General features: G+C 41.5%; 18 protein-coding genes and 1 tRNA gene. 11 read left to right on the top strand and 8 right to left on the bottom strand.

What is annotated here, in order from left to right; translation table 11 throughout:
* The first annotated feature begins 1 nt into the window (after position 1).
* Positions 2–463 (top strand): hypothetical protein, encoded by a 462-nt coding sequence (locus ACLS0A_RS03455; protein ID WP_416082379.1) that lies wholly within the window; start codon positions 2–4, stop codon positions 461–463.
* Positions 463–1,398, top strand: coding sequence for an inorganic pyrophosphatase (locus tag ACLS0A_RS03450; RefSeq protein ID WP_416082380.1), 936 nt, complete (start codon positions 463–465; stop codon positions 1,396–1,398). Before ACLS0A_RS03455 ends, ACLS0A_RS03450 begins: the two co-directional genes overlap by 1 nt.
* Positions 1,399–1,714: 316 nt before the next feature.
* Here ACLS0A_RS03450 and recR read toward each other — a convergent pair whose 3' ends face one another.
* Both recR and ACLS0A_RS03440 read right to left on the bottom strand, forming a co-directional pair.
* The gene (gene recR, locus ACLS0A_RS03445; protein ID WP_103853094.1) at positions 1,715–2,320 is read right to left on the bottom strand and encodes a recombination mediator RecR; all 606 of its coding nucleotides are present in this window, start codon (positions 2,318–2,320) and stop codon (positions 1,715–1,717) included.
* Between the two features lie 83 nt (positions 2,321–2,403).
* Positions 2,404–2,733, bottom strand: coding sequence for a YbaB/EbfC family nucleoid-associated protein (locus ACLS0A_RS03440; RefSeq protein ID WP_103853095.1), 330 nt, complete (start codon positions 2,731–2,733; stop codon positions 2,404–2,406).
* A 118-nt stretch (positions 2,734–2,851) separates the two neighbouring features.
* Here ACLS0A_RS03440 and ACLS0A_RS03435 point away from each other — a divergent pair, with 118 nt between their 5' ends.
* From ACLS0A_RS03435 to ACLS0A_RS03425, 3 genes are all read left to right on the top strand, one after another.
* Entirely contained in the window at positions 2,852–4,780 is a 1,929-nt protein-coding gene (locus ACLS0A_RS03435; protein ID WP_416082381.1) for a DNA topoisomerase III, read from the top strand.
* Between the two features lie 134 nt (positions 4,781–4,914).
* The gene (gene secG, locus ACLS0A_RS03430) at positions 4,915–5,253 is read left to right on the top strand and encodes a preprotein translocase subunit SecG (protein WP_126372074.1); all 339 of its coding nucleotides are present in this window, start codon (positions 4,915–4,917) and stop codon (positions 5,251–5,253) included.
* A 15-nt stretch (positions 5,254–5,268) separates the two neighbouring features.
* Positions 5,269–5,354 (top strand) — tRNA-Leu (locus ACLS0A_RS03425).
* Positions 5,355–5,555: 201 nt separating this feature from the next.
* Here ACLS0A_RS03425 and ACLS0A_RS03420 read toward each other — a convergent pair.
* A complete protein-coding gene (locus tag ACLS0A_RS03420; protein ID WP_416082382.1) occupies positions 5,556–6,695 on the bottom strand; it encodes an NADH-dependent flavin oxidoreductase in 1,140 nt (379 codons plus the stop codon).
* A 195-nt stretch (positions 6,696–6,890) separates the two neighbouring features.
* Between ACLS0A_RS03420 and ACLS0A_RS03415 the strand changes: the two genes are divergently transcribed.
* From ACLS0A_RS03415 to ACLS0A_RS03400, 4 genes are read left to right on the top strand one after another with little or no spacing between them, the layout of a single operon-like run.
* Positions 6,891–7,847, top strand: a complete 957-nt coding sequence (locus tag ACLS0A_RS03415; protein WP_416082430.1) for an ABC transporter permease — start codon at positions 6,891–6,893, stop codon at positions 7,845–7,847.
* A complete protein-coding gene (locus ACLS0A_RS03410; protein WP_416082383.1) occupies positions 7,840–8,808 on the top strand; it encodes an iron chelate uptake ABC transporter family permease subunit in 969 nt (322 codons plus the stop codon). The genes ACLS0A_RS03415 and ACLS0A_RS03410 overlap by 8 nt, the downstream gene beginning before the upstream one ends.
* Complete coding sequence (locus ACLS0A_RS03405) at positions 8,799–9,572, top strand: ABC transporter ATP-binding protein (RefSeq protein WP_416082384.1); 774 nt, start codon at positions 8,799–8,801, stop codon at positions 9,570–9,572. Before ACLS0A_RS03410 ends, ACLS0A_RS03405 begins: the two co-directional genes overlap by 10 nt.
* A gap of 14 nt (positions 9,573–9,586) precedes the next feature.
* Positions 9,587–10,501: a siderophore ABC transporter substrate-binding protein gene (locus ACLS0A_RS03400; protein ID WP_416082385.1), complete on the top strand. Its 915-nt coding sequence runs from the start codon at positions 9,587–9,589 to the stop codon at positions 10,499–10,501.
* Positions 10,502–10,568: 67 nt separating this feature from the next.
* On the opposite strand, the gene ACLS0A_RS03395 is transcribed toward ACLS0A_RS03400, so the two are convergent.
* The 5 genes from ACLS0A_RS03395 to ACLS0A_RS03375 all read right to left on the bottom strand — a co-directional run bounded on the left by ACLS0A_RS03395 (position 10,569) and on the right by ACLS0A_RS03375 (position 16,059).
* Positions 10,569–11,669, bottom strand: a complete 1,101-nt coding sequence (locus tag ACLS0A_RS03395) for a Gfo/Idh/MocA family protein (RefSeq protein WP_416082386.1) — start codon at positions 11,667–11,669, stop codon at positions 10,569–10,571.
* Between the two features lie 20 nt (positions 11,670–11,689).
* On the bottom strand, positions 11,690–12,523 hold the full coding sequence (locus ACLS0A_RS03390) for a carbohydrate ABC transporter permease (RefSeq protein ID WP_035685878.1): 834 nt from the start codon (positions 12,521–12,523) through the stop codon (positions 11,690–11,692).
* A gap of 1 nt (position 12,524) precedes the next feature.
* Positions 12,525–13,403, bottom strand: a complete 879-nt coding sequence (locus ACLS0A_RS03385; RefSeq protein WP_035685882.1) for a carbohydrate ABC transporter permease — start codon at positions 13,401–13,403, stop codon at positions 12,525–12,527.
* A 179-nt stretch (positions 13,404–13,582) separates the two neighbouring features.
* Positions 13,583–14,929, bottom strand: coding sequence for an ABC transporter substrate-binding protein (locus ACLS0A_RS03380; protein ID WP_416082387.1), 1,347 nt, complete (start codon positions 14,927–14,929; stop codon positions 13,583–13,585).
* Between the two features lie 29 nt (positions 14,930–14,958).
* Positions 14,959–16,059 carry an ABC transporter ATP-binding protein gene (locus tag ACLS0A_RS03375; RefSeq protein ID WP_416082388.1) on the bottom strand — a complete coding sequence of 367 codons (1,101 nt, stop codon included), beginning with the start codon at positions 16,057–16,059 and terminating at the stop codon, positions 14,959–14,961.
* A 156-nt stretch (positions 16,060–16,215) separates the two neighbouring features.
* On the opposite strand from ACLS0A_RS03375, the gene ACLS0A_RS03370 reads away from it, so the two are divergent.
* A complete protein-coding gene (locus tag ACLS0A_RS03370; protein ID WP_416082389.1) occupies positions 16,216–16,932 on the top strand; it encodes a FadR/GntR family transcriptional regulator in 717 nt (238 codons plus the stop codon).
* Positions 16,919–17,986: a Gfo/Idh/MocA family protein gene (locus ACLS0A_RS03365; RefSeq protein WP_416080372.1), complete on the top strand. Its 1,068-nt coding sequence runs from the start codon at positions 16,919–16,921 to the stop codon at positions 17,984–17,986. The genes ACLS0A_RS03370 and ACLS0A_RS03365 overlap by 14 nt, the downstream gene beginning before the upstream one ends.
* Positions 17,987–18,016: the final 30 nt, after the last annotated feature.

Genomic DNA, 18,016 nt, shown 5'->3' with positions numbered 1-18,016 from the left:
AATGAAAGACGATAAATTAGCGGTATTATCTGAAAAAAATAAGCAGCTAGAAAAAGATAATGAGGCGCTTAGAAAGCAACTTCAAAAAGAAAGAAATGAAGATTTTATCGAGGAACTTATTAAAAATCTTCATATCTTGCCCGGACAAAGGGAGCTTGCAAGAGAAATTATCTCCCTTACGGATACATTTGATGAAAGCGGCATTGTTACCCTTAAAGAGGGGGAAGCAGGTTTAGCAAGCAAGATAAAAGCCCTGTTAAAAAGCAGAGGAACGATCATTAATTTATCAATGCAAACAGAACGGGAAAGAACGCGAGAGCTATTAGAACAAACCGCAGAAGAAAGACATAAAGCAGAGGGGGAGGCATTAGACAGAGATATTATGTTTTATATGAAACGGCATAAAGTTTCATATAAGCAAGCATTTTTAGCAATTACCAAAGGACTAAGAGGAGTATATTAATGAGTACGCAAAACACATTAAGAACATTAAGGGTTACTGACCCCGTTTTAACAAAACTAGCACAGGGCTATTTTAACGCGAATTTTGTAAGTGAAGTTTTATTCCCTATTGCAGAAATTCCAAACGAGGGCGGGGCGGTTCCTGTTTTTGGGCGACAAGCCTTTAGATTGACTTCAACAATCCGCGAAATTCACGGGGTTTCAAATCGCCTTACGCCAGAATATGCAAAATCAATTATCGTCACACTAGATGAACACGATATTGAATATCCTATGGATTACCGTGAAGAATATGAAGCGTCTTATAATCTCAAACAATATGCTTTAAACGTAACGCAAGATGTTATCGGGCTGGGTCGTGAAATTGAAGTTGCCACCCTAGCACAAAATGCGGACAATTATGATAGCGATCACGTTTTGAGCTTAAAAACAGCGAAAAAACAACTTAATGACACTAGTACGGATATTTTAAAAATTATTGATGACGCAAAAGCAAAAATTGCGGGCGACATTGGAAAATTGCCGAATGTGTGCGTTATTGCGGGTGATGTGTGGGCGCATTTGAAAGAAAATGCTGGGCTATTAGATCGTATCAAATACACCAGAACGGGGCTATTAACGCCGCAAGTCTTTGCGGAACTCATTGAGGTTGATCAAGTAGTTATTGGTGAGGCAACGCAAGAAGTATCAGAGCAATTACAAAAAATCTGGACGGATTGCATTATCCTCGCTTATGTTCCACGTGCAGAAGAAGAAAATAGACATATCTACGCCCCTTCTTTTGCTTATACGTTACGCCGCAAAGATGGGCTATTTGTTGATACCTATCAAGAAAACGGGGGCAAAGTTCAAGTTATTAGATGTACGGACATTTATAAGCCGTATATCTTAGGAAAATCCGCCGGCTATCTTATTAAAGATTGCCTAAGCAAATAAAATCAGCCACAATAGCCCCAAAACGGGGCTATTTCATTTTTTCAACAAATCCCCATTTTTCCCGCCTTTCAGCGTTTTTTATCAGGAATTTGGCGGAATTATGCGGGAATAAATGGGAAACCGTGGAAACACTGGCTTTAATCGTTTATTTTGGTTTATTGTGGGTTATGTTGATTTTGTTTTTTAGTACCCTTTTAGTACCCTTTATAGACATATTTAAAATAAAAATCTTTTAAAATTAATGTATTAGATTTTTAATTAGAGTTCAGCTAGTCCATTCTTTTCTTTATTATCCCCGCATTGAATTTTCCAATATTTAATACTGAATCTCTCTCCGCCCTGAGAAAGAATGGCCGAGGGTGTTGCTATCCACAGTTTCTAGTTCACCGCCGACAGGAATTCCGTGCGCAATGCGGGTTACTTTGATATTTTGTTGCATACAAAGTTCCGCGATGTAATTGGCGGTAGCTTCGCCTTCCACCGTTGGGTTGGTGGCAAGGATCACTTCACGAAAGGCTTCATTTTGTAGGCGCCTGTTAAGTAAATCTAAGCCGATTTCTCTTGGCCCAATGCCGTCTAACGGGGAAAGATGTCCCATTAAGACAAAATAACGTCCTGAAAATTGTCCTGTTTGTTCAATGGCTTGAATGTCGGAAGGCTGCTCTACCACACAAAGCAAGCCTGTGTTTTGACGGCGTGGATTATTGCAAATGGTGCAAACTTCTTCTTCAGTAAAGGTTCGGCACTGTTCGCAATGGCCAATTTGCGACATTGCGGCAGTTAATGCACGGGCGAGATCCATTCCACCACTGCGATCTCGTTGCAATAAATGATACGCCATTCGTTGTGCAGATTTCGGACCGACACCAGGTAAACAACGTAATGCGTCAATAAGATTTTCTAATAATGGGCTTGTTTGCATTGTTTTGCCTAAAAATAAACAAAAAACACACCGCACTTTGATTTTTAATAAGAAACGAAGTGCGGTGCAAAATTAGGGAAAATTTAGAATGGCATTTTAAAGCCAGGGGGTAATGACATTCCTGCGGTAACAGATGCCATTTTTTCTTTTTGCAATTCTTCTGCACGACGAACCGCATCATTGAACGCCGCTGCGATAAGATCTTCGAGCATTTCTTTATCGTCTTCCATTAGCGAAGGATCGATTTCAATGCGACGACAATTATGCGCACCATTCACCGTAATTTTTACCAATCCTGCGCCTGATTCGCCTGTTACTTCCAACTGTGCAATTTCTTCTTGCATTTTTTGCATACGATCTTGCATTTGTTGAGCTTGTTTCATCAAGTTGCCTAAGCCACCTTTTCCAAACATAATTTTTATCCTCAATGTTAATAAGTGGCGACATTCTAACGAAAAATTAATAAATTGGGAATAATCAAATCTGTGTTAGAATGCCGAACTTTGTTTTAGATGATTGATGTTGTCCCCTATGCGATTATTTATAGCCGAGAAACCTAGCCTTGCCCGCGCCATTGCTGATGTATTGCCCAAACCTCATCAGCGCGGTGATGGTTTTATTCGCTGTGGTGAAAATGACTGTGTTACTTGGTGCGTCGGTCATCTGTTAGAGCAAGCTGAACCCGAAGCTTACGATCCCAAATTCAAAACTTGGCGTGTGGAAGATTTGCCTATCGTGCCGCAAAAATGGCTGCTTATCCCAAAAAAATCAGTGAAAAAACAGCTAGATACGGTAATAAAACTGATTCATCAAGCAGATCTACTTATCAATGCCGGCGACCCAGATCGTGAAGGGCAATTGTTGGTGGACGAAGTGTTTAGCTACGCCAATCTTTCTGCTGAGAAAAAAGCACAAATTCAACGCTGCTTAATTAGCGATTTAAACCCAAGTGCGGTGCAAAAAGCGGTAAAAAAATTACAATCGAATCAAAACTTTATCCCCCTTGCCACCTCAGCGCTTGCGCGCGCCAGAGCGGATTGGCTGTATGGCATCAATATGACGCGTTCTTACACTAAGCGTGGACAGAACGTAGGCTATCGTGGTGTGCTTTCGGTAGGACGCGTGCAAACGCCTGTGCTAGGCTTAATCGTTCGCCGTGATCTAGAAATTGAAAACTTCCAACCGAAAGATTATTTTGAAGTGCAGGCTTTTGTGCAAACACTGGAAAAAACGCCACAAAAATTCACCGCTCTTTGGCAGCCAAGTAAAGCCTGCGAAGATTATCAAGATGAAGACGGCCGTGTGCTTTCCCGCGCCTTAGCGGAAAATGTGGTGAAGCGTATTACTGGCCAGCCTGCAACGGTAACGGATTATCAAGACAAACGCGAAAAAGAAGCCGCCCCCTTGCCTTATTCCCTTTCCGCCTTGCAAATTGATGCGGCAAAACGCTACGGGCTTTCAGCGCAAGAAGTGCTAGATACTTGCCAGCGCTTATATGAAACGCACCGCTTGATTACTTATCCGCGTTCCGATTGCCGTTATTTGCCTGAAGAACATTTCGCTGAACGCCATAAGGTGATGAATGCTATTTCCATTCACGCGCCCGATTATCAGCCGTTACCGACTATTATCAATCCTGAACAGCGAAACCGTTGCTGGAATGATAAAAAGGTGGAAGCACACCACGCAATTATTCCAACGGCAAAAAATCGCCCTGTCAATCTGACGCAAATGGAACGTAATATCTATCATCTTATCGCGCGCCAATATCTCGCCCAATTCTGCGCAGATGCGGAATACCGCCGCTGTAAAATCACCTTAAATATTGCGGGAGGAAAATTTGCCGCAGCAGCCAGCAATTTACAAGTGGCAGGCTGGAAAGAACTGTGGGGCAAAGAAAATGATGAGCAAAATAATGCTGAACCTTTGCTGCCTGAAGTGGAAAAAGAGCAAGAATTATTCTGTGAAAAAGGCGAAATTCTGAGTAAAAAAACGCAACCACCAAAGCCCTTTTCAGATGCAACGCTGCTTTCCGCAATGACTGGGATTGCGCGTTTCGTACAAGATAAAGCGTTGAAAAAAATCCTACGCGAAACCGATGGTTTAGGCACAGAAGCCACGCGCGCCAGCATTATTGAACTGCTATTTAAGCGTGGTTTTGTTTATAAAAAAGGGCGTCATATTCACAGCACCGAAACAGGACGAATTTTAATTCAAGCCCTGCCTGACATTGCCACGCTACCAGATATGACCGCCCACTGGGAAGCACAGCTCAACAGTATTAGCCAAAAAGCGCTGAGTTATCATCAATTTATGCACGAATTGGTGCAATCCCTGCCTGAAATGCTCAGTTATACCAATTTTGATGCGTTACGACAGCTTAGTGCATTATCACGGCAGCAGGCAACAACTCAAAAAGCAAAAGCACTGAGAAAGAAAAGTGCGGTGAGAAAATCGTAAATTTTGTTGAACGCTAAATTGCTTATAATTAAAACAATCAATGATTTTTTTTAAGAAAATTCCTTGCGCAGCGTTTTAATATTCGCTAATATTTGCCCGTTAATTTTTGGTATCCAATAATAAGAGAAGAAATAATGTATCAAGCACTGTTAATTATCTACTTAGTTGTATCTGTTGCCCTTATTGGTTTTATTCTAATCCAACAAGGTAAAGGGGCGAATGCAGGTGCTTCATTTGGTGGCGGTGCATCAGGTACAGTATTTGGTTCAAGTGGTGCGGGTAACTTTTTATCTCGCACAACGGCAATCTTAGCAATTATCTTCTTTATTACTAGCCTTGCTATCGCGAATATTAATTCTCACCACGGTGAAGTTAAACAAGGCAAATTTGATAATCTTTCACAAGTTGCCGAAAAAATTCAAGAACAGCAACCAAAAGCGGAAGAAAAACAAAACTCAGATATCCCACAATAATTTAAACCGAATTTTGCTCTGATGGTGGAATTGGTAGACACGCTATCTTGAGGGGGTAGTGTCCATAGGACGTGCGAGTTCAAGTCTCGCTCAGAGCACCAAAACACTTAACTAAGCCTTTTGTAACCACTCGAAAGGCTTTTTTAATGCTTGAAATTTCAAGAAGTTGGCGGATTTTATCTATCACAACTGATTGCCGCTCATTGAGATAAAACAAACATTTTAATAAAAATCACACCGAACTTGATAAATATAAAAATAGCACTCATTGAGTGCTATTTGCGTTTTCAATAATTCATACTTTAAATATCGACAGGCTGCCAATCTTGTCCTTGCACTGGTGGTAACCAAGGGCTTCCTTTCACACATAGCGACCACAAATGATCGGGTATGCGATAATGATCAGGCTGCTCAGGATCAAGTGCGGTAATAATTTCTTGCGTTTTTCCTTCAGCAATTAAGGTCGCCAAATTTGGATTAATCATTATGGACTTACCCACCCCAACAAATTCCACCCACCCAGTATTCAAGGCTGCCACGATCTGTTCTGCGGTAAATAAATTCCCCACCCCGATTAATGGCAAACGACCATTTAAACGCTGATGAATAAGCTCAAGGCGAGCTGCATTGGTATCCGCACCACGGCGAGCTTTTTTGTAAAAATCCCATAGCGAAACGTGTAAATATTGCAACGGCTGCTCAACTAAAGCAGAAACAAGTTCAAGTGTATCTGCCATTGTTAAACCATTCTCTCCGGGTTCTTCTGGTGATAAACGGTAACCAATAATAAACTCTGGGCATTGATGTTTTTCGCGCACTGCATTGACGGCATCAATCACTGCAAGAGGAAAACGCAGGCGGTTTGCTAAATTGCCGCCCCATTCATCTGTACGTTGATTACTTTGCGCAGAGAAAAATTGCTGAATTAAATAACCATTTGCTCCGTGAATTTCTACTCCATCAAACCCAGCTCGAATAGCAAGCTCTGTAGCACGAGCAAAATCTTGAATGATTTGTAAAATTTCTTCCTGAGTTAAAGCCCTTGCTCCAGTTTTAGGATCTGCCGAAGGGGCAACTTTATCTTTTCCATTCAACAATTCAGATAACGCTAAATTTCCTCCGTGGTGAATTTGTAAAATGGCTTTTGCTCCCTGTTGTTTAATAATATCAGCCGTTTTACATAAACTTTCCAAATGACATTCATTTAAGGCTTCTGGCTGTCCGTGGAAAGCTTTACCATTTTCGGAAACCAACGTCGCCGCAGTAATGAACATTCCCATATTTTCTGCTCGCCCTTGCAAAAATTGAGCTTCTTGGCTTCCCAATGTACCATCGGGATTTGAAGCAAAATGCGTTAAAGGGGCTACCACTAAACGATTTTTGATTTCAACATTATTATTCAAAACATAAGGTTGAAATAAAGGAGAAAATTGCTGTTCCATTCTATTCCTCATTAGTTATCAATAAAATTTTGCCTATCATACGCTCCAAATGATAAGAAAAATAGTGCTTTCTATGAAAGATTTTAAATATACAGAATTTTTACACCGCACTTTAATTTTCCTTTGCAGCGTAGCCCTGACGTGATAATACTTGGTATAATTATGCTAATTATTCTCATTTGCAAAATATGTTATATGGTTAAACGCCGTTATTTGTTTATCTTATTATTGTTGCTTTCGGGTATTTCGCTGTTTTTGGGTGTGAGTACGGTCAATCTGCAAGGTTTGCTGGCCTTTGATTCCGCCCAATGGCAGATCTTTTTAATCAGCCGTGTGCCGCGTTTGGTGAGTATTTTAATTGCAGGATCATCATTAAGTATTTGTGGTTTGGTGATGCAGCAGTTGAGTCGCAATCGTTTTGTATCCCCAACCACAGCAGGCACAATGGACAGTGCAAGGCTTGGCATTTTAATTGCAATGTTACTGTTTCCTTCTGCGTCAATGTTGCTCAAAACCAGCGTGGCGATTCTGGTTTCTTTTCTCGGTACGTTATTGTTTATGACGCTACTCTCTCGCCTCAAATTTAAAGACACCATTTTCGTGCCGTTGGTGGGCATTATGTTTGGCAATATTATTAGTTCAATCACCTCTTTTATCGCCTACCAACAAGATCTGTTGCAAAATCTCTCTGGTTGGTTGCAAGGGGATTTTTCTTTAGTGATGGCTGGGCGTTATGAAATGTTATATTTCAGCGTGCCAGCACTTGTTCTTGCCTATGTGTTTGCCAATCGCTTTTCCATTGTGGGAATGGGGCAAGACTTTGTTGTTAATCTCGGTTTGAACTATCAGCAAGTGCTGTATTTAGGCTTGGCGATTGTGGCAACGGTGTCATCGATCATCATTGTTTCTGTGGGAGTGATCCCCTTTCTCGGGCTGATTATCCCTAATATTGTTACTCTTTATTTAGGCGATAATTTGAAAAAAGTGCTTTCTCACACCGCGCTACTGGGTGCTGTTTTTGTGCTTTTTTGTGATATTTTAGGGCGTTCGCTAATTTATCCTTACGAAATTTCCATTAACGCCATTGTGGGTGTGTTCGGCAGTGCCATTTTTCTTTATATGCTGTTAAAACAAAGGATTCAAAATGGCTAAGCGTTTCTATAATCCTAAAATATCGTTGATTTTACTCAGTATTTTTGCCTTGCTGAGTGTGGTGCTGTATGTGTTCTATCATCTGCCTAGCCGTTGGGAATATGCCTTATACAACCGCGCCCTAGCCGTGCTTGCCATTGTAATGACAGGCGTGGCCATTGCACTGGCGACAATGATCTTTCAAACCATTGTGAATAATCGCATTTTAACGCCAAGTATTTTGGGCTTGGATAGCCTTTATTTGCTCATTCAAACCCTGATTATTTTTCTCTTTGGTTCTAACACCTTAACCTCAATGAACCCCATTGTGTTATTTTTTGCTTGCACCAGTTTGATGATTTTATTCGCAATGGGGCTATATCATTTTCTATTTAAAACGGAGCAGCAAAGTCTATTTTTCCTGCTTTTAGTGGGGATCATTTTCGGTACATTTTTCCAAAGCTTAACCTCCTTTATGGAGGTGCTGATCGATCCGAATGAATTTCAGATCGCGCAAGATATTGGCTTTGCCAGTTTTAACCGCATCAATATTGATATTTTATGGATCGCATTGGTTGGCTTGCTCGCTACCATTCTTTATACCCGGCGCTATGTACGCTATTTTGATGTGCTTGCCCTTGGGCGTGAACAGGCGATTAATTTAGGCGTGGATTATCTGGTGATCACTAAACGGTTGCTCATTGTTGTGGCAATTTTAACTTCAATTTCCACCGCACTTGTGGGGCCTTTAACCTTCTTAGGCTTGTTGGTAATGAACGTTACCTTTGAATTTATTCGCACTTATCGCCACGCAGTGTTAATCCCCGCAGCAATGTTGATTGCGGTAATCACTCTTGTTTTCGGGCAATTATTGGTTTCCCAAGTTTTCACTTTTAATACAACCCTAAGCATCATTGTGAATTTTGTCGGTGGAGTGTATTTCCTTTATCTGTTATTAAGAGCAAATAAAAAATGGCAATAGAAATTAAAAATATTAATAAAACCTATGGCACGAAAAAAGTGGTGGATAACCTTTCGGTAACCATTCCGCGCGGCAAAATCACCTCTTTTATTGGCCCAAATGGTGCAGGAAAAAGCACGGTGCTTGCCATTATCAGCCGTTTACTGCGCGCCGATAGCGGCATCGTGAGCCTAAATGGTGTGCCGTTAGATCAACAAAAAAGCAGCGACATTGCCAAGCAACTTTCTATTTTAAAACAATCCAACCACATTAATTTGCTTTTAACGGTGGAAGAATTGGTTGCTTTTGGACGTTTTCCCTATAGCCAAGGAAATTTAACCAAAAATGACCGCACTTTTATTGATAATGCCATTGAATATATGGATTTAGGCGAGTTTCGTCATCAATATATCAATCAGCTCAGCGGTGGGCAGCGTCAGCGCGCTTACATTGCAATGACCTTGGCGCAAGATACCGATTATATTTTGCTTGATGAACCGCTGAATAATTTGGATATGAAACATTCCGTACAAATTATGCAGGTGCTACACAAGCTCACCAAAGAATTAAATAAAACCGTGGTGATTGTAATCCACGATATTAATTTTGCGTCTTGCTATTCCGATTACATTATCGCAATGAAAGACGGCAAATTGATGCATCAAGGGGACGTTGCCACAATGATGCAAGAGCCGATTTTAGCCAGCATTTATGATATGCCAATCCCAATTCAACAAATTAATCAGCATAAAATTGCTGTGTATTTTCGACATCAATCAGCTTAATACAGGAGTATGCTATGAAAAAAACCTTATCAACCCTTGCCCTTAGCCTTTGTGCGTTACTCGGTGTTGCTAGCGCCAATGCGGCGGACATCACGGTAGAAAACGCCGCGGGCAAACAAGTTGTGCCACAAAACCCTAAGCGTGTGGTGGTGCTTGATTTTTCTGCGGTGGATACCATTCGTGCGTTAGGGGCGAAAGACAGCATTGTCGGCATTAGCAACGCGGGAAAAGTGCCTGACTATTTGAGTGAATTTAGCAAGGAAAATTACCCAAGCGTTGGCGTGCCACCAGAACCGGCCTTTGAGAAAATCAATGATCTTCACCCTGATCTGATCATCGCCACAGGTCGCCAAGAAAAAGTGCTGGATCGCTTAAAAGAAATTGCCCCCGTGTTTTTCGTGAAAGTGGATTACGCTAATTTCTATCCAAGTTTCCAACAAAATATCCACGCCTTTGGACAAATTTTTGATAAACAACAACTGACCGATGAAAAACTGGCACAGCTAGACAAGCAAATGAAAGCCCTTGCCGAGAAAACCAAAGGCAAAACTGCCCTACTCGCTTTAGTCAATGAAAGCCGTATAAGTGCCTTTGGTGAAAACTCACGCTACGGCATTGTGTACAGTGGATTTGGCTTCACTCCAATTGATAAAAACATCAAATCTTCCACGCACGGAATGAGCATTGGTTTTGAATATGTGCTAGAGAAAAATCCAGATTATTTGTTGGTTGTCGATCGCACCGCAGCCATTACCGATAAAGCCAACAACGCAAAAACTGTGTTAGACAACGCCATTATCCAGCAAACCCAAGCCTATAAAAATAACCACATTGTTTACTTAAACGCCGCGAATTGGTACTTAACTTTTGGCGGTTTGGAAAGTATGGGCATTATGATTGATGAAGTAAAAAGTGCGGTGGAAAAATAAGGGATTTTTCTTATAACAAACTGGACTATATAAATTTCCCCCTTAAAAGGGGGAAATATTTATCTCTCTACATCACTTCTCGCACTTCCACCTTACGATTTTCATAACGAGATTTTGTACAAGCATCCGCAGTGGCAATCGCCGCTCTTGCTGCTTCTCCTGTCAATAATTTCTCAAATTCTTGGCTTGGTTTCATACCGTGCATAATATCGTTTAAGTATTTCATTTCTTTTCGCATGACAGAGTTAAGCCACAGTGGCGTGCGTTTGCCGGGGTGACCGTATTGAATTGCTCCGTCCATTTCGGTTCCCATATAAATACGCGTGCGGTCATCGTCTTCTTCTTGGCTTTCGTGGATTAAGAAATGGCTGTCTTTGCCGTTTACTCGCAATGTGCCGCCACAGTGGAACATATCCAGCTTAATCGCCCCTTTTTCCCCTTGAATTAACACATAATGCTCTCCCCAGCGAAACGCCGATCCCCACTCTAATACCGCAAATCGCCCGTCTTCAAATTCCATATTCACAAATAGCATATCATCTTCATCACCAAATCCTTCGCCTTGATGAGCCACGTTACCTGCTGTCATCGTTATCGTTTTCGGCATTCTCCCCATTAAAAACTGCACACAATCTAATTCGTGGATATGATGATACAAATGTCCGCCCGATTTCGACCGCACTTTCTTCCACGACACATTCGGTTGTAAATCTTCCCAACCATTGCGTGCGGTGTGGCAATAAAGCACCTTGCCGATCACGCCTTGATTAATCAATTCTTTGGCATAATGCACACCATTGAAGAAATTCATAATATGCCCTGCCATAAAAATCACGCCATTATCTTCACAAGCTCGCACCATTTCATCACAATCTTGATAGCTTAATGCAATGGGTTTTTCGCAAAAAACGTGTTTTTTATATTTTGCCGCCAGTAAAACGGGTTCTTTGTGTAAATAATTTGGCGTTGCCACGATGACACAATCCACATCAGGGCGATTAATCGCTGCTTCTAAAGAATGGGCTTCATCACAACCCAATTCTTGTGCAACGGCTGTTCCGTTTTCAGGATCGTAAACCACCGTTACCCGTGCATTTTCTGTTTCATTCATAATTCTGGCTAAATCTGCACCAAAATAGCCGACCCCAATAACTGCATAATTTTTCATATTATTTTCCTCAATAAATGTTATTTGACTGAGCCTTCTGAAAGCCCACCTGCAATTTTGTTTTGAATAAAGGTGAAGAACAGCACTGATGGCAACACAACCAATACGGAAGCTGCCATCATATCGCCCCAATCTAAGATTTCCGCCCCGTTTAATGAACGCAATGCCACTGCCACCGTCATTTTGCTGGTGTCATTGACGAGAATGAGGGCATATAAAAACTCATTCCACGCATTAATAAAGGTGTAAATGGCGGTTGCCACAATGCCGGGTGCAACCAGCGGTAATACAATTTTAAAGAATACGGTGAATTTATTTGCCCCATCAATGCGTGCGGCTTCTTCAATTTCGATCGGTACGGTACGGAAAAAGCCCACCAATAACCACACCGCATAAGGCACACTAAATGAGAGATAGACCACAATCAGCCCTGTCATTGTGTTAGTTAATCCCACTTTTGCCATTGCGATGGAATAAGGAATGGCAAGCAGAATCGGTGGAAAAATATAAGTAGTAACCAACAATTTCGACATTATCGCACCCAATTTTGGGAAAAATCGTACGATACCGTAAGCTGCCATTGCCGAGATAATAATCGCAATCAGCGTGGTGATTAAGGCGATAAACAGACTATTTTTAATATTAACGATGAAATGTAAGTCATTGATAACGTGTTCAAAATAATCTAACGTAAAGATTTTTGGCAAGAACCTTGTTGGCTCGCTGGTAAGTTCTCCTTTGCCTTTAACCGATGAAATCATAATCCACACTAAGGGAAACACCGCAATAATCGTGGTGATAATGAGGAAAAGATGTGCGGCAATATCACCTAACATTGATTTTTTCGTTTTCATTTTATTCCCCCTCTTTTTCCCAACGGCTAATCACTTTGAAATAGATAAAACAAACTAACAGTAGGAAAAGGAACAACAGCACGGTTACCGCCGAAGAGCGTCCGAGCATTTTAGTTCCCCAGCCCATATTGTAAGCATAGATTGGTAATGTCATTGTTGAGTTAGCTGGCCCACCACCCGTGATGAGATAGATAATGTCAAAGTTGTTAAACACCCAAACTGTGCGTAACACCACTAATAATCCAATCACCACTTTGATATGTGGAAGTGTAATATGGCGGAACACTTGCCACGCATTCGCACCGTCAATCTTCGCCGCTTCGTATTGTTCTTGTGGTACGGTTTGCAAGGCGGATAGAACATTCACCATAATCAGTGGTGCACCAAACCAAACGTTAATAAACACCAAACTGATAAACGCCCAAGTGCTATCAGAAAGAAAGTGCGGTGCAATTTCCATCAGATTTAATTGCACTAAAATATTCGGCAAATAGCCATAAACGCCGTTTAAGATCCATTGCCACGAAAAGGCAATCACGATAGTTGGAAACGCCCAAGGAATAATCAAAAGGATTTTATAAAGCCATTGTAGATGACGAATGCGATGCAACGCCATTGCGAGGGCAAAGCCAACCAGCACTTGTCCCACGAGAGAAAAAAGCGTCCATAAAATCGAATGGGAGAATGCCAGCCAGAAATTAGGATCATTGATCACAGCAATGTAATTATCAAAACCGACAAACTTCCAATTCGGCATAATCAGATTTTTGTTGGTAAAGCTGTAAAAGATGCTTGAGAGGAAGGGATACACAAACAGCACCGAAACCACAATCATCGCTGGCAGCACAAAAATCCATCTTGTATAGTTTTTTTGATACATAAAGCCTCCTTCTCAATTATTGAGAATTTGCGTAGTCGTTTGTTTTTGTAGTCGTTTAAGTTCAAAATAAGACAAGGCAACAAGCCGTAGACAGTACAAAGAGTACAGCAGGGCGAAGTAACGCAGTATTATTTTGAAATCAAACGACTATGAATCGGGCGGCGAACCGCCCCTAATTCTTATTGCGAAATGGTTTCAAATAAGGTGTTAAGCTGTTGCTCTGCTTTTTTCGCTGCCACCATCGGATCTGTGCCATTCACCACAATATCTTGGAACATCGCTTCAATAATATGTTGGTTCGTCAGCAAGCCTGCATATACATTTGGTCCATACTCATAACCAATCGCTGAACCAAGATTCACCGCCTCTTGGATCACTTTCTCCGCGTGTTTAAATTCTTGGCGAATCGGTAAATCTTTATAGGCTGGGTCGTCATCAACGCCCGTAACCGCTGGCAACATTCCGACTGGCACGGCATTTAAGAACTGAATATAGCGATCTTTTTGGTAAATGCTTTCGATAAAGGCTTTGGAGATCTCTGGGTGTTTTGAGTTTTTCCATACCACAAGTGGAAAACTCAAGGTTTCAGACGCACCTTGCGGATCATTAATATTCCGTTTTGGTACAGGATAGGCATCAATATAAGGTAAAAGATCAGGTGAGTTCGCTTGCACCCCACCAATATGGAAGCCCGAATTGAAATCAAACGCTGCTTTGCCTTGATAATATAAGGTCGCTTGTTGCAAAATGTTGTAGTTTACGGCATCTTTCGGTGAGGTTTCTTTGTACATTTTCACCCAATAATTAATCGCTTCTTGGGCTAATGGGCTAGTCAAATCCACTTTATGATCTTTGCTCAACAACGTACCGCCACCGCTTCGGATATAAAGATCAAGGAAAATTGTTGCCACATAATCATTCGTTCCCATCGGCACAGAAAGCCCATAAACGCCATCTTTGGTTAAAGCTTTCGCCGCTTGATAAAGCTCTTCCCACGTTTGTGGCACGCTCAAGCCATTTTTCTCTAACAAATCTTTGCGAACCCAAAGCACTTTAGCGTGTGAATAAAGCGGAATGGAATAATTATTTTCCCCCACCGTCCCCTCTTTAATCGCATTAGCAGAAAAGCGATCACGCCCAATTTTATCAATCACATCATTAATCGGCGTAAGGGCATCAACATTGATCATTTCGATCACTTGATTCGGCAAGGCGGAGCTTAAATCAGGCACATTGCCCGAAGCTAATCCCGTTGTCCATTTAGTATAAAAATCATTCCACGAAAATGTCTCAATTTTGATCCGCACTTTTGGATTTTTCTGCATAAAGTCATTTGCGGCTTGTTGGATCACTTCTAAGCATGGACCTTGTGTAAAAGAATGCCACATCGTGATATTGCCCGCTAATTCAGCAGGATCATTTGTTGCCACCGAACTCGCTACCTGTTTTTCATCTTTACAACCATTTAGCACTAACGCACCTAACACCACCGATGCGGCTACGGTTAATAATTTTTTCAGTTTCATAATTCACCTCATTGTTATCGGAGGAGCAATTAAAACAACGCTTGCTCGCTGATTGGATCAAAAAAATGTGCCCGTTTCATATCAAAGGCTAAAGTAATTTGTTGTTCCATTTCAATTTTTTGTCGTGAATGAACAATCGCTTTAATGGGTTGCTCACCTAGTCGGGTATGCACGATATATTCCGCACCAAGCAATTCCGCCACATAAACGGGAGCAGTTACCCTTGCATTTTGATAAGAACCAAGTAACAGCGGTTCGTTAGTAATATTTTCAGGGCGAATGCCTAAAATAACCTCTCGATGTTCCTTACCCAACGCCACTAAGTGCCGCCAAATCTCATCAGGAATGGCTAATTGTTGCTGATCTGCGGTCAAAAACGCCTGATTTTCCAACCGCCCTTTTAAAAAGTTCATCGTTGGTGCACCAATAAACCCTGCCACAAATAAATTAGCTGGGTGATCATAAATCGCTTTTGGCGATCCGATTTGTTGCACTACGCCCGCATTCATCACCACAATGCGATCCGCCATTGTCATCGCTTCCGTTTGATCGTGCGTGACATAAATGGTGGTGGCATTGAGTTTTTTATGAATGCGAATGATCTCCGCCCGCATATTACTGCGTAGCTTGGCATCAAGATTGGACAAAGGTTCATCCATCAAAAATACTTTTGGCGAACGAACAATGGTGCGTCCTAATGCCACTCGCTGCCGTTGCCCACCTGATAAGGCTTTCGGTTTACGATCTAGTAAACCATCTAGCCCAAGTATGGCTGCCGCTTCACGCACTTTGCGATCGATTTCCGCTTTGGCAACATTGCGTAACTTCAAGGCAAATGCCATATTTTCATAAACCGTCATATGTGGATAAAGGGCATAAGACTGAAACACCATCGCAATATCCCGATCCTTTGGCTCAACCTCATTGACACGGCGATCGTCAATATAAAAATCCCCTTCTGAAATGGCTTCCAGCCCTGCGATCATTCGCAATGTGGTTGATTTTCCACAACCTGAAGGCCCAACTAACGCAATAAATTCTTTATCTTCCACCTCTAGATTAAAATCTTTCACCGCCTCAAAACCATTGCGATAGCGTTTATAGATATGTGTTAGAGAAAGTGTTGCCATAATCTCTCCTTTTGGTTTAATTGTTCAATTATTCACTGACAATGCCATTAAAATAAGTTACTATTTAATCAATTAAGAGATAAGACATCAGATGTCTTAAATTTAGATATATGATGTCTTATTCTGTACAATATTTCTGCGATAGAGATCACAAAAATGACAAAATCTGAAAAAAAAGTGAAAAATCTCGCTTTACAAGAAGAAATTAAGCAACTGATTTTAGATCGTGGCTTAAAAGAAGGGGATTTAATGCCTACGGAAAATGAGCTAATGGAAACCTTAGCTGTTAGCCGTTCTAGTTTGCGTGAAGCGATTAAGTCATTGGAAGCCTTGCATATTTTAGATATTCGGCACGGTGTCGGCACATTCGTTAGCTCCTCTTCGCTCATCCCGATGATCCACAGCCTCGCCTTTCACACTCAGTTGCATTTGCAGAATAATATGAAATATCTGCTAGATATTTTAGATGTACGAGAGATTTTACAATACGGTTTTGCCCCTCTTGCCATTGCCCATATCAATGAACGCCACATTGAGGAATTGCAGTCAATAAGCCTTGAGTTACAACGGCTTGCACGCAAAGAGCAATTTTCACTGGAACTGGAATATCAAATTCATCTGCAAACTTATCAAGCCATTCAAAACCCGTTATTGCTGCAATATTTAGATGCCTTTTGGCAAATCTTTCAACAGCAAGAAGCCAATTTGCCGCCACCACAACTTTCACCAACGGACGTTGCTTTGCAATATCGAGAATGGGTTGATGCGGTTGAAGCCCGAGAAGTCGATCGCTTTCAGCACGCCCTGTTACGCTATTTCCGTGCCTTACGCCAACGCTTACAACAAAAGGAGAAAGAAAATGGATCAAATTAATGTTGCTTTAGTCGGCTGTGGTTTTTTCGGACAACAGCTCGCCGCAATTTTTAACCAATCCCCAGCCAAACTCGTGGGCGTAACCGATTTGCAAATTGACCTTGCACAAAACTTAGCAGAAAAGCACCGCACTTTTGCTTACGCCGATTTAGCCAGTTTATTGGCTCAACAAAAAGTCGATTTGGTCTTGATTGCCACCTATAATCAAAGCCATCGGCAGCTTGCCGAAATCGCCATTCAACAAGGCTGTGCGGTTTTTATTGAAACGCCTTTTACCATCAACGCACAAGACGCAACGGATTTACTCCAACAAGCCAAAGCCAAAAATGTCCCATTGTTTGTCGGGCATTGCTTACGAGTATTGCCCGGTTTACAACAAGCCAAACAATTTTTAACTCAGCAACGATTAGGTAAAATTACTGTTGTACGAGCCAATCGCCAACGTTGGATCAACCCAATTTATCAAAAAGATTGGTGGAAAAATGATATTCAACTCACTGGTGGTAAACTCTTTCACGAAATTCATGAACTGGATTTATTAGCGTGGCTGATTGGTGAGGTGGACGCTGTTTTTGCTCAATCCACCAATCGCGCCCACCTTGAAACACCCGATCATCACGACATTATTCAATTATTACTCCAATTTAAAAACGGCGTATTCGGCTCGCTGGAAATGGGTACAGCCTATCGCTTGCCTAAATGGGACATCGCTATTCACGGTGAACTAGGCTCAATGCTCATCAATTTCTTTACCTCAACCGTAACACTCACCTTTGCTAACGGCAACCGAGAGCATTTCAATATGTATAATGAATTTGAAGCCGATCTTTCATTGCGTGAAAGTAGCAAAGGCATTCAAAAATACGGGCAACCAAACGAACATTGCCCTTATTGGATGACCCGTGCGATTGAGCTGGAATCCGAGAGCGTTCTTCAGCACTTATTAACCGATAAACCTAGCGTACTGAACGAATTGCCGGCAAACGCAGTTTATATTGCCAGTGCGGCAATGCGATCAATGCAAAATAAATCTTTGGTTTATATTGATAGATAAATTTATCAGAAAAAAAACCGCACTTAAATA

It is taken from the genome of Avibacterium volantium (assembly GCF_049366555.1).
Classification (GTDB): domain Bacteria; phylum Pseudomonadota; class Gammaproteobacteria; order Enterobacterales; family Pasteurellaceae; genus Avibacterium; species Avibacterium volantium_A.
This window is presented reverse-complemented; position numbering and strand designations above follow the sequence as displayed.

Coding starts and splice junctions, on each gene's coding strand:
- ACLS0A_RS03455 (WP_416082379.1), top strand. CDS start 2: ATGAAAGACGATAAATTAGCGGTATTATCTGAAAAAAATAAGCAGCTA.
- ACLS0A_RS03450 (WP_416082380.1), top strand. CDS start 463: ATGAGTACGCAAAACACATTAAGAACATTAAGGGTTACTGACCCCGTT.
- recR (WP_103853094.1), bottom strand. CDS start 2,320: ATGCAAACAAGCCCATTATTAGAAAATCTTATTGACGCATTACGTTGT.
- ACLS0A_RS03440 (WP_103853095.1), bottom strand. CDS start 2,733: ATGTTTGGAAAAGGTGGCTTAGGCAACTTGATGAAACAAGCTCAACAA.
- ACLS0A_RS03435 (WP_416082381.1), top strand. CDS start 2,852: ATGCGATTATTTATAGCCGAGAAACCTAGCCTTGCCCGCGCCATTGCT.
- secG (WP_126372074.1), top strand. CDS start 4,915: ATGTATCAAGCACTGTTAATTATCTACTTAGTTGTATCTGTTGCCCTT.
- ACLS0A_RS03420 (WP_416082382.1), bottom strand. CDS start 6,695: ATGGAACAGCAATTTTCTCCTTTATTTCAACCTTATGTTTTGAATAAT.
- ACLS0A_RS03415 (WP_416082430.1), top strand. CDS start 6,891: ATGGTTAAACGCCGTTATTTGTTTATCTTATTATTGTTGCTTTCGGGT.
- ACLS0A_RS03410 (WP_416082383.1), top strand. CDS start 7,840: ATGGCTAAGCGTTTCTATAATCCTAAAATATCGTTGATTTTACTCAGT.
- ACLS0A_RS03405 (WP_416082384.1), top strand. CDS start 8,799: ATGGCAATAGAAATTAAAAATATTAATAAAACCTATGGCACGAAAAAA.
- ACLS0A_RS03400 (WP_416082385.1), top strand. CDS start 9,587: ATGAAAAAAACCTTATCAACCCTTGCCCTTAGCCTTTGTGCGTTACTC.
- ACLS0A_RS03395 (WP_416082386.1), bottom strand. CDS start 11,669: ATGAAAAATTATGCAGTTATTGGGGTCGGCTATTTTGGTGCAGATTTA.
- ACLS0A_RS03390 (WP_035685878.1), bottom strand. CDS start 12,523: ATGAAAACGAAAAAATCAATGTTAGGTGATATTGCCGCACATCTTTTC.
- ACLS0A_RS03385 (WP_035685882.1), bottom strand. CDS start 13,403: ATGTATCAAAAAAACTATACAAGATGGATTTTTGTGCTGCCAGCGATG.
- ACLS0A_RS03380 (WP_416082387.1), bottom strand. CDS start 14,929: ATGAAACTGAAAAAATTATTAACCGTAGCCGCATCGGTGGTGTTAGGT.
- ACLS0A_RS03375 (WP_416082388.1), bottom strand. CDS start 16,059: ATGGCAACACTTTCTCTAACACATATCTATAAACGCTATCGCAATGGT.
- ACLS0A_RS03370 (WP_416082389.1), top strand. CDS start 16,216: ATGACAAAATCTGAAAAAAAAGTGAAAAATCTCGCTTTACAAGAAGAA.
- ACLS0A_RS03365 (WP_416080372.1), top strand. CDS start 16,919: ATGGATCAAATTAATGTTGCTTTAGTCGGCTGTGGTTTTTTCGGACAA.